The sequence below is a fragment of the Bradyrhizobium sp. UFLA06-06 genome, assembly GCF_054820065.1.
The window spans coordinates 1-10595 of sequence record NZ_JADFUD010000037.1 but is presented as its reverse complement, the minus strand read 5'-3'; the positions used below and the strand labels follow the sequence as shown (position 1 = coordinate 10595).

Annotated in this window: 9 protein-coding genes and 1 pseudogene; all 10 read right to left on the bottom strand. The window is 59.4% G+C overall.

All coding sequences use genetic code 11. The features are described 5' to 3' along the window. Positions 1 to 293: 293 nt before the first annotated feature. On the bottom strand, positions 294 to 1157 hold the full coding sequence (locus tag IF803_RS27215; protein WP_016846843.1) for a hydrogenase expression/formation protein: 864 nt from the start codon (positions 1155 to 1157) through the stop codon (positions 294 to 296). Then, positions 1154 to 1600, bottom strand: coding sequence for a hypothetical protein (locus tag IF803_RS27210; RefSeq protein WP_016846842.1), 447 nt, complete (start codon positions 1598 to 1600; stop codon positions 1154 to 1156). Before IF803_RS27210 ends, IF803_RS27215 begins: the two co-directional genes overlap by 4 nt. Positions 1601 to 1799: 199 nt before the next feature. Then, entirely contained in the window at positions 1800 to 2090 is a 291-nt protein-coding gene (locus IF803_RS27205; RefSeq protein WP_026192295.1) for a HypC/HybG/HupF family hydrogenase formation chaperone, read from the bottom strand. Between the two features lie 16 nt (positions 2091 to 2106). Next, positions 2107 to 2688, bottom strand: coding sequence for a HyaD/HybD family hydrogenase maturation endopeptidase (locus IF803_RS27200; RefSeq protein WP_016846840.1), 582 nt, complete (start codon positions 2686 to 2688; stop codon positions 2107 to 2109). An 11-nt stretch (positions 2689 to 2699) separates the two neighbouring features. Further along, entirely contained in the window at positions 2700 to 3419 is a 720-nt protein-coding gene (cybH, locus tag IF803_RS27195) for a Ni/Fe-hydrogenase, b-type cytochrome subunit (protein WP_016846839.1), read from the bottom strand. A gap of 4 nt (positions 3420 to 3423) precedes the next feature. After that, positions 3424 to 5214: a nickel-dependent hydrogenase large subunit gene (locus tag IF803_RS27190; protein WP_028344288.1), complete on the bottom strand. Its 1791-nt coding sequence runs from the start codon at positions 5212 to 5214 to the stop codon at positions 3424 to 3426. 11 nt (positions 5215 to 5225) lie between these two features. Beyond that, entirely contained in the window at positions 5226 to 6326 is a 1101-nt protein-coding gene (locus IF803_RS27185) for a hydrogenase small subunit (protein ID WP_028344289.1), read from the bottom strand. 846 nt (positions 6327 to 7172) lie between these two features. Then, a complete protein-coding gene (locus tag IF803_RS27180; protein ID WP_016846836.1) occupies positions 7173 to 8435 on the bottom strand; it encodes a serine hydrolase domain-containing protein in 1263 nt (420 codons plus the stop codon). A 114-nt stretch (positions 8436 to 8549) separates the two neighbouring features. Continuing rightward, positions 8550 to 9236, bottom strand: a complete 687-nt coding sequence (locus tag IF803_RS27175) for a molybdate ABC transporter permease subunit (RefSeq protein WP_016846835.1) — start codon at positions 9234 to 9236, stop codon at positions 8550 to 8552. 646 nt (positions 9237 to 9882) lie between these two features. Continuing rightward, a pseudogene (locus tag IF803_RS27170) lies at positions 9883 to 10530 on the bottom strand (flavin reductase family protein); the annotation flags it as partial. Between the last annotated feature and the right edge of the window lie 65 nt (positions 10531 to 10595).

The window sequence follows — 10595 nt, the reverse complement described above, 5'->3', positions numbered from 1 at the left end:
ACCGGCGATATCGCAGTCGGCTGCTACGAGCATCTCCTCAGGTGCCGACACATCGGGGTTCTTGCTCCTGCGAAGGTCCTGTTCGCGCTCAAGCATCATTTTCAACCGACCCGAAGCCGGACATCGACGTGCGAAAGCCGAAGACGCTTTCAGTTTTTGGAACGCAACGCACTCGCGCAGAAGTCTGTGTCGCCATCGCTCTCTTGTCAGTTGTACACGATCCAGCCAATGCCACGTTGGACGCGGGCGCCATCCGTGAGAGCCAGCCGAATGCCAGATATTCTCCAAGTTCTTCACGTGACGTAAGCCTTCATGATTTCCTGCAGGCGTTCGGCGGAATCCTCGAAATCCTCGTCGGCAGCCAACGCAACAATCGGCACGCCGCCGATCTCAAGCGTATCCAGGATGATGTTGTCGATAGAATTGAAGAACTGCACCGACCACACATTCCGTATCGCAGTCGCCTGCACTCGGCATGCGCCGTAGCCGCGAAAGATGAGCTGGACCGGACCATTGCCCACGCTCTGCTGGAGAAACGCCAGGTCGATGTCGTTCATCGGCAAAAGCGTGAGATTGATGACATGCGTGCGCATGCCAGGCCGCCAGGCGCGGGCCCGCTCGCGTGTTTCGGCGAGCACCGGCAGCACGTTCATCGCCCCATCCGGCGCGGTGCCGATCGCCAGATCGGTCGACGCCAGGTCCGTTGCGGCGCGCTGCACGATCTGCGGGATCGCCCCGACTTCAACATATTCGTGTGCCGGATCCGTCCCGATGCGCACGCGCCAGATTCCCGCAAGTACGGACTCCTGGATTCCCGCCTGAGAGCCATCTGGCAGCGCAACGACGCCGGCGACCTCGCCTTCCCCAAGCACTTCGGCAATCAGGTTGCGCTCGAGATCACTGAGATTCGAAAGCCTGTACAGTTGCGTGCGTGCGCTACTCTTCTGGCCACGAGCGGCGGCAGCTGTGTTCGATAGCAGCGTGATGGCATTCGGACAGTTTTTTGCAAGCTCGTCGGCATCGCGCCAAGCGCGCCTGGCCAGCGTCGCCACAGCCGTTGGCTCGCTATGGACGATGTCGCGACTATCCGCATTCACGGGAAACCCGCCCACCGCCGCAGCGGCGGCTTCGTATCGAATACGCGCCGCCGTTTTCATGATGCGAAGTTCCGTGGGGCTCGCCGAGAGGCAATGCTATCGGCGGTGCAGTCGCCGCCGGCGTGTGGTCCGACGATCGGTGCCGAGATGCGGTCGACCTTGACCAAACGGATCTGGCTCTTGCCGACCCGGCGCAGTGTGCCGCGCTGATGGCACTCGATCTGCGTCGGCGGGCCACGCAGGCCGAGCCGCCCACCCAGCTCGCTACCGGCGCCGCGCGCGGTTGCGCCCCCTTGCATGGGCCGCCGGTGCGCCTTGATCTGTTCAGAAAGCGCGTTTGCGACGTGGTTGGCCCACAGCGAATTTACGGGACCCGCTGCCGACAGCAGCTCCACGCCCCAACTCCCGGGATCCTGCGCGGTCAGATGTGCACCGGCGTTCGCTCTCGCTACCTCGGACAGAGCGGGCCGCGCCAAATCATGCTGCGCCGGCTGGAATTTCATCAGACGCCTTTCCGATAATCTTTGGTTCTGCTCGGCGAGCTATTAGCAAGGCACATGCCAATCCATCGTCTCGCTGCAATCGCGTGCGCGCCCGGATCAGCAGGTGTAAGCGCTTGACATCTGCTGTGCATAGGTTGCCTACGATGCAGATTCGATTTGCGAGCAAGGCGCGGTAGCGCGATGTCTGTGCGCGGCGCCGCTACCGCAGGTGGTCGGGCAATTGCGGCTCACGACCGATCAAATCCGCAAAGAAGCGATCGCAGTCCTCGCCACTGAGGCCGGCCTCGAGCCCGTCGAGTGCTTCCGAGATCCGCCTTGCTTCGTCCTCCTCCAAGAGCCGCACCGCTGTGTCGATATGGACGAGGACCTTGGCGCCGACCGACGCGCCGGAGAGCAGCATGACTGAGACACGCCGCTGTTCATCGCCATACTCGCATAGCGCCGTGATGCCGTCGGTCTCAACAATCGTCATTGGTAAGCCAAGGCACATGAATAGCCGCGGGCCGCTAGATCGGCCGCTCCCTTTCATAATTGACATGGTCGATATTGTTCCCCAACAGCCGTTCTGATACAGGCAGCGGCGAAGCCCGCAGTTTCGCCGGCGAGCCCCACTGGGCCAGCAGTTTGCAAGCCAGTTCAATCGCGGGCGCGATCTGAAAGCGCACCGGTGCAGTCAGCGGACCGCCCCAACGCTCCAGGTCCAGCGGCTGACAGCCGATCAGAGCGAGCTCTCGCGGGCAGCGGTCAAGCAGGTCGGCTGCACTCAAGACCTCTTGAAAGCCGGTCTGATGCAGACTCAGCTTCTTGGCAGCGGTAAATTTCGGCACCTCGTCATTCCGCACAAGCATCAACTTCCCGGGCGAAAGTCCATAGTCGATGGCATCGAACACGATCAGGCAATCGGCCTGCTCAAGGAAGCTGACAAGGTAGAGCCCCTGCGTGCCACCATCGAGGATGGAGACGTTGTCATCGATGGTGTAGCGACGATGAAACTCCTCTACCACTCGCACGCCGAATCCCTCGTCGGCCCATAGGATATTGCCGATGCCGAGCACCAGGATCCTTTTCTTGCTCTCCGGAGTCAGCATCCGCTTCCCAGTCAATCGCGGAACTGACGCTGACCCGAAATCATCGAGGAGATGCTCCGCCCCGACATGATGTCTTCCCGGATCACCGCGTAGATGTGAACCAGCGCAAAGGTCACGACGATCCACAGCCCGAGATGATGCCACGTATGGACGTCCTGACTGTTAGGCCAGATTGCAAATACCCAGCCGAACAGCTTGTACTGCCAGCTGTCACGGCCCGCACCCTGTCCATAAAGTGCAAAGCCTGTGACGATCATGAACGTGATCGTCTGCGTGAACATAAAGAACATCGCAAGTTGAGCCAGCCGATTGTGCCCGACGCGCCTGTCGGGCTCAACTGCGAGAAACGCGTACCAGCGCATCTCATCGTACACTTCGCGCCAAATGCAGCTGCGCCAGAGCGGCACGCGAAATATTTGCATGGCATGCGGGTTTCCCATCAGGGCCCAGTAGATGCGCAGCAGGAAGCCGACGCCAAGCACATATCCCGCAGAGAAATGCGCAAAGCGGATATAGCCGAACAAGAAATTGCCGCTAGCCTCTCCCGGCGTCGCCGGTGTCCCGGTTCCAATGAGATAGCCGGTTACGCCCAGCACCAGAATGGCCGCCGCATTGACCCAATGCCACAGTCGCACCGGCGCTTCATAGACGTAAGCGGCGCCACCGCCGCCGCCGCTAACAGTTGGCGGCGCATCGACGGCGGTAGGGTTTTGCGGAGCCTTGTCGGCCATGTCCCTACCGAACATTGACTGAAGCCATTTCTTGGCCGTCAGGACTGATCACATGGGTTGAGCAGGCCAAGCACGGATCAAAGGAATGGATCGTACGCAAGATCTCCAGGGGCCGCTGCGGGTCCGCGATCGGGGTACCGATCAGCGAAGCTTCAAAGGCGCCAATATTGCCCTTGGAATCGCGAGGAGACCCGTTCCACGTGGTCGGCACGACACATTGGTAATTGTCGATCTTGGTGTCCTTGATCTTGATCCAGTGCCCGAGCGCGCCGCGCGGCGCCTCAGTGAAACCGTAGCCCTTGGCCTCGTTAGGCCAGCTTTCCGGCTTCCACTTGCTGACGTTGGCGGTCGCGCTATTGCCGGCCTTGATGTGGACGACCAGCTTGTCCTGAAAATAACGCATCTGATGTGCCGCCCACTGGCATTCGAGTGCCCGCGTCGCAGTACGGCCAAATGTCGAAAACAGCGCGCTCAGGGGAAGATTGAGCCCCTTGAGCAGTCTGTTGGTCGGCTCCTTGAATTCGGCTTTGCCTTGCGCATAACCGATGATGTATCGCGCCAATGGTCCGACCTCGACGGCGTGGCCGCGCCAGCGCGGCGCTTTGATCCAGGAATACTTGCCGCCTTCGTCGAGCTCCTTGATATCTGTTCTGCTGCCTTTGACCTTTGCCCCCAGCTCAAAGTTCGGCTCGGTGATGCCCTCCCAGGGATGCAGTCCGCTGAACTCGCTCGGGTATTTATACCATGAATGCGCGACGAATTCCTGGATCTGCTCGGGATCGCCATGGTCGATCGGCAAAATCTCCTCAAGATTGCCGCCAAGAATGACACCGCGCGGCAGCTTGAGACTTTTCGCGGAACAGTCGTTAGCGTTTTCAGGGATGTCGCCGTAGGACATCACGCTTTTGCTGGAAAGTCCGCCGCCATGCAGCCAGTCTTTATAGAACGAGCCGATCGCCGCAATGTCGGGCAGGTAGACCTGCTCGACAAACTCGATTGAACGGTCGATGACCGAGGACACCAGGTTAAGCCGCTCCATATTGATCGCACCGGCCGCACCAGTTCCATCGATATTGATCGCGCAGGCCACGCCGCCGACCAGCCAGTTCGGATGCGGGTTCTTGCCGCCATAGACTGCTTGGATCTTGACGATCTCCTTCTGGAAGTCGAGCGCCTCCAAATAATGCGCCACGGTGATCAAGTTCACCTCAGGTGGCAGCTTGTATGCCGGATGACCCCAATAGCCGTTCTTGAACGGACCGGGCTGCCCTGATCCGAAGAATTTGGTGAGCCTGATCTGCAGGTCCTTGAAATAACCAGGGGACGAAAGCGGCCAGGGCGAGATAGACTGCGCCAGCGCCGAAGTGGACTTGGGATCGGCCTTGAGCGCAGAGATGACGTCGACCCAATCCAGCGCGTGCAGATGATAAAAATGCACGAGATGATCATGCACAAGCAGGCAAAGCTGCATGATGTTGCGGATCGAGTTCGCATTTTCCGGAATGGTGATCCCTAGCGCGTTTTCAACGGCACGCACCGAGGTGAGCGCATGGGTGCCGGTGCAGACACCGCAAATCCGCTCGGTGAACGCCCAGGCGTCGCGCGGATCCCGCCCGCGCAGAATGACTTCGATTCCACGCCACATCGTCCCGCTCGAGACCGCATTGCGGACCACGTTGTCCGCATCGAGGTTGGCTTCGACGCGCAGGTGGCCCTCGATCCTGGTCAGCGGATCGATCACAATTCGCTTGCCGGAACGATCGAGGTTGAACCCATTCGGAGTCTGGACCACCACCGTCGCCCCCTTTAAGTCGGCTTATCTTTGCGAACTGCGCGATCCGGCTTGTGGGTCAATCGCTTCACGGCCGTGATCGCCGCATGTGCGGCGACGGTCAGCCCAACCGCGCCGGCAGCGGCCATGCCGATCTGATCGGCGTTCTTCTCGATGCCGAACTGCTGGATGGTCGTGAGCCGATCGTAAAACGAACCTTTGTCCCAAAAGCCGTCTTCGGAGCAGCCGAAGCAGCCGTGGCCTGATTGAATGGGGAATGAAACGCCGCCGTTCCAGCGAAGGGCAGAACAGGCATTGTAGGTGGTCGGCCCTTTGCATCCCATCTTGTACAGGCAGTAGCCCTTGCGGGCGCACTCATCGTCCCACGCCTCGACAAATTGGCCGGCGTCGAAATGCGAACGTCGATAGCACTTGTCGTGGATGCGCTCGGAATAAAACATCTTTGGGCGTCCTTGGCGATCGAGCTCAGGAAGCCTTCCGAACGTGGTGATGAAGGTCACTAGGCCGGTCATGACCTCTGCGATGGGGGGACACCCGGGAACCTTGACGATCGGCTTGTCGGTGATCACCTTATCGATCGGTACAGCGCCGGTCGGATTGGGCTTGGCCGCTTGCACGCAGCCCCAGGATGCGCAGGTCCCCCAGGCAATGACCGCCATGGATGATTCCGCCATCCACCTGAGCCTCTCGACGAACGGCTTGCCGCCGTCAATGCAGAACATGCCCCCCTCATTCAGCGGCGGGTTGCCTTCGACGGCAAGCACATATCTGCCTTTGTACCTGAGACGGGCTTCCTCGAGGATGGCTTCAGCCTGGTGACCTGCCGCGGCCATGATCATATCGTCGTAGTCGAGCGAAATCATCGACAACAGGACGTCTTTAATTAGCGGATGGGCCGAGCGGATAAAGCTTTCCGAGCAGCAGGTACACTCGAGCCCGTGCAGCCAGATGACGGGCATACGCGGTTTGGTCTCTAGGGCATTGGCAATCCTGCTTGCGGCGAGCGGGCCGAGTCCGAAGCTCGAGGCCGTCAAACTGCAAAACTTGTGGAAACTGCGACGCGTGATACCTTGGCGTCTGATCACGCTGTAGAAGGTTTCCGTTGCCCCACTCATGAACCCCTTCCAAGTTTCTCGTCGGCCCTGACGAATTGCTCACATTCAGCAGCAAAAAATGGGCCACCGCCCGGCAAACATCTGACGGTTACCAAGCCGCCACTCCGTGATTTGCAGTGGGATCGGCGAGCTAAGCGCAAGCTGCGCAACTGAGCGCGCTCACCGTGCCAATGGTGTCCGGTTTTGACCGTCGATGTCAGAACTCCAACAATGCAGCACAATGGCTCGTCCCTCGCGGCCAATGCGTTATACTCGCTCTTTAAGCACGGTCCCGACACCGGCCGACACGGCAATTGCCGCAGTTCACGCGGCACCGCACTGCTCACCGATTTCAATGGGACTTGTTCGCCATTCTCAGATGCAATGGAGGCCGCGATCGTCGCAACTGCGCAACGACACCAAAGTGGCAGTCACCAACAACCCGAACCGGCGACCAAGAACGGCGCGATAGCGAGCCCTCCGCGCCGCAGTACACCGCCTTCACCTTTCAGGGCGGATCGATCCAATCTGCCTTGGGTCAATGACGCGCGGTACCAAGCCCGCCGGGATTGCGGGCGCAAGGCTGGGCGCGTTTGAGAGCTTTCATCCAGAAACGTTCATCGTTCATCGCGCGAGCCAAGCGTTAGCGAGGCGATGGCTTGGCGCATCACGAAACCACACCTTTCTCCGGTGAGCTTCGCAGCGATGGCAGAGGCGATCTCGCCGTTTCCATGTACTGGGTCCGATTCGCGCAACGCGGATAGCAGACGACGGTGTGGTATTTTTAGTTTGACGTCGATCCGCAGCAGCAAACATCACTTGCTGATCATCCAATCTGTTCATCGCGCTTTGCCGGCGGCAAGCGAGCTAGCGAACTATGCCGGCATAGACGATATTCTGGACTTGCTCGCGGTAGTACTTGCGGATCTCTCCGGGCGCAGCCGTTCCAACCACCACGACCAGGCGCTCCTTTGGATCACAGAAAAATTGTGTTCCGTAAGCGCCGGTCCAGGTGAACTCACCTGGATTGCCTGGAACGGCCGAGAGACCCTCGCTTATGCGTACAGCCACTCCGAGCCCGAACCCAAAGCCGGCACGGTGCGGCTCCACATTAGCGACCTTGTTTTTGATCTCTGGCCCAAGGTGGTTGGAGATCATGTGATGCACCGTCCTGGGACCGAGAATGCGCTGGCCATCGAGTTCCCCGCCGTTTAGCAGCATTTGCCCAAAGCGAACATAATCACCAACTGTCGCGAATGCACAGGCTCCCCCGCAGTCAAACTTCGTCGGACTTTCGAGGAGCTCGATGCCCTGTGGCTTTCCCGTCAGTGGGTCGTCTTTAAATGGACGCGCGAGCCGCTCGCGTTGCGATCCCGACAAATGGAAAGTGGCATCCAGCATTCCGATCGGCTTCCACAGGTTGCTGGAAAGATACTCGCCTAGTGGCTGCTCGCTAACCTGTTCCACGACAGCGCCAAGCACGTCGGTCGAGAAGCCGTATTCGAATTCCGTTCCCGGTTGGTGCGCCAACGGCAGCTTGGTAATGCCTTCGATGAAAGCCTTCTTATCGCCCTTGACCGGTGGCGCTGCGAAATCCGGATAGAGACGCGCCACTTGGTCTGAGCTGTCCGGCGGCGCGCCATAGGTGAGACCTGATGTGTGGCGATAAAGGTCGTGGACGTAGATCGGGGAACTCTGCGCTTCGAATTTTAACGAACCGTCAGGCTGCGATACTCCCACTTTCATGTTTGCAAATTCGGGATAGTAATCCGTAAGTCTGGCCCTCAGAGGCAGGCGACCTTGTTCCATGAGGGTAAGCCCAGCAACCGCCACCATCGGTTTGGTCATAGACGCGAGCGCGAACATCGCATCGAGCCTCATCGAGGTTCCTTTTTCAGGATCGAGTTGCCCGTACGCCTTGTAGTGAATGAGCTTGCCGTCTCTGGCGATTGCAACCACTGCGCCCGGCACGCGCTTGGCTGCGATCTCGCTAGCAAAGAACTCGTCCAGTTTGGCAAGGCGCTGCTTGGAAACTCCGACGTCATCGGCCCTCGCCTCGGGCAAAGGCGCGGAGTGTGCTGAATTGAAGCTGATACCAGCGGCCGCCGCGGCTGCAACGAGCTTATTCATTGTGTCCTCGTTAAGAATGGACGGATCTGACTTGCAATACTGCTGCTCGGTTATGACCGGCCAGCTTGGCCAGTACGCCGAAGATGCTTCGATCCGGCTTAGTGCGCCTGCCCCTCACGTGCCTCTCCTGGCACATCGTTTGTCGATGAGAGTCAAAGTGAACATGACCGCAAAGGCGAACATTACCATACCGCCGGCAACCCAACCTGCCTCGCGCCAGCGCGATGCTTGGACGTAGTCAATGACATAAGCTGACAACACTTTGGTGCGCCCGGGAATGTTGCCTCCGATCATCATCACGACACCGAATGTGCCGATCGTATGAGCAAAGCCAACCAAACCAGCCTTGAGGAACTCCAGCCGTGCCAGCGGCAGGCCGACGGTAATGAAGGCGAACAACGCAGAAACGCGCTGACTCGCCACAACTTCCTGCGGGTGGTTACCCATCGCAACAAAGGCGCTACGGATAGGCTGCACCACCAAAGGGAGCGCCGAGAGGACCGATCCGACCACGATTCCCGCAAAGGTAAAGGCGAGCGTGTGCTCGCCCCAGAAAGAGGCGAGAAGCCCACCTGGTCCGTTCGGGCCGAGCAGGACGAGTACGCAGAAACCGAGCGCCGTGGGTGGCAGCACAAGCGGCAGCGCGACCATTGTCGCCACCGCCTCGCTCAAAACCGTTTTTGACCGTGCCAACCACCACGCGAGCGGCGCGCCAATCACCAGCAGGATCATTGTCGTCACGCTGGCGAGCTCGACCGTGAGCGCAACGGATTGCCAGATTTCTGGCGAAAGGGCATCCATGTGCGTCAGCCCACCGGCGAGAGCACGTCGCCATACCGGCGCAGCGATCGCGTCGTTTCTGCGAGCAAATGCAGAATCGCAAGGCTCATCGGAAACTCCTGTGACAGGGCAGCTTCGACCGGCCTGACGGCGGCCGCTTCTCAGCTCGCCATCCAGCAATCCCCGTGCCGCTTGCGAAATGTGGTGGGCTCTGTGTCCAGCGTGAGAAAAACGCGCATAACTGCCAGAGATACTGCGGGGTGAACCTAACGCGCTGTCAAGTTTCCGGCATCTTTGTTCTCAAGCAGACAGCGACGGCAGAATGAGACGGCAGAGCGGCCGCCCGAGATGCGCATCCGCAATGTCTCGATGCAAATCCTGACGTGGATGCTGCTTCGACATGTTGGTTGTTTGTTGGTGTCGCTCAAGGGCCGGCGTGTATAAGCGCAGAACTCCCGTCACAGCCCCATTGCGAGAATGGACGAGACCGGCTCTCGGAGTTCATTCCGTGCTCAACTTTCGCCTTGTCGAGGAGAAAGACGGGCCGCGGACCGCCATCCGGCAATCATGCGCCACTGTTCTGTGAACGTAACAAACCATAAGCATACGTTAGTTGCCGAGTTCTGAGGCAACGATCTGCTACCTAAAACAAGGAGTCGCAGTGAACCTATAGCGCGTCCGGTCGGTGCAGTATATCGACGGTGATCATGCCGCGGGCGCGAGAAACACATGCACAGATCTTTTCGTTCGCGTGCTTTTGCTGCTCGCTGAAGAAAACGTCGCGGTGGTCAAGCTCACCGTCGATTTTGACGAGATCGATGGCGCAGACGCCGCACTCGCCGCGCCGGCAATCCGAAATCACCTCGTAACCGGCCCCATTGAGCACGTCCAGCAACGAGCGATCGCGCGGAATCTCGATCTCAATGGCCTGATCTGCAAGGCGCACCCGAAACCCCTCGGTCGGCAGTGAGCCGCTCGAACCGAAGGTCTCGTAACGTAGGTCGGATAGTGCGCGTCCTGCACCAGTCCAGGCCCGGCGCGCGGCATCGAGCATCCGGATCGGACCGCACAAGAGGGTCAAGGCGTCGCGCGGCAGCGAAGCGAACAAGTCATCCAAATTGAGCCTGCGCCCTTCGTTGCCCGCATGGACAATAAGCCGCTTGTTCAGCAGGGGAGCGAGAACATCCAAATAGATGGCTTGCTCACGAGAAGTAACGGCATAATGCAGAGTGAAGTCGGCATCGCGGCGCGCCAACGCCAAAGCTGCCCCGATCAGTGGCGTAATGCCGATGCCGCCCGCGATTAAAGCGTGATGGCATTAAGTTCGATAGCCTGAATTTTTGAGGTAGTTGGCACATTCCTCGGAGGTGAAGGCGTCGA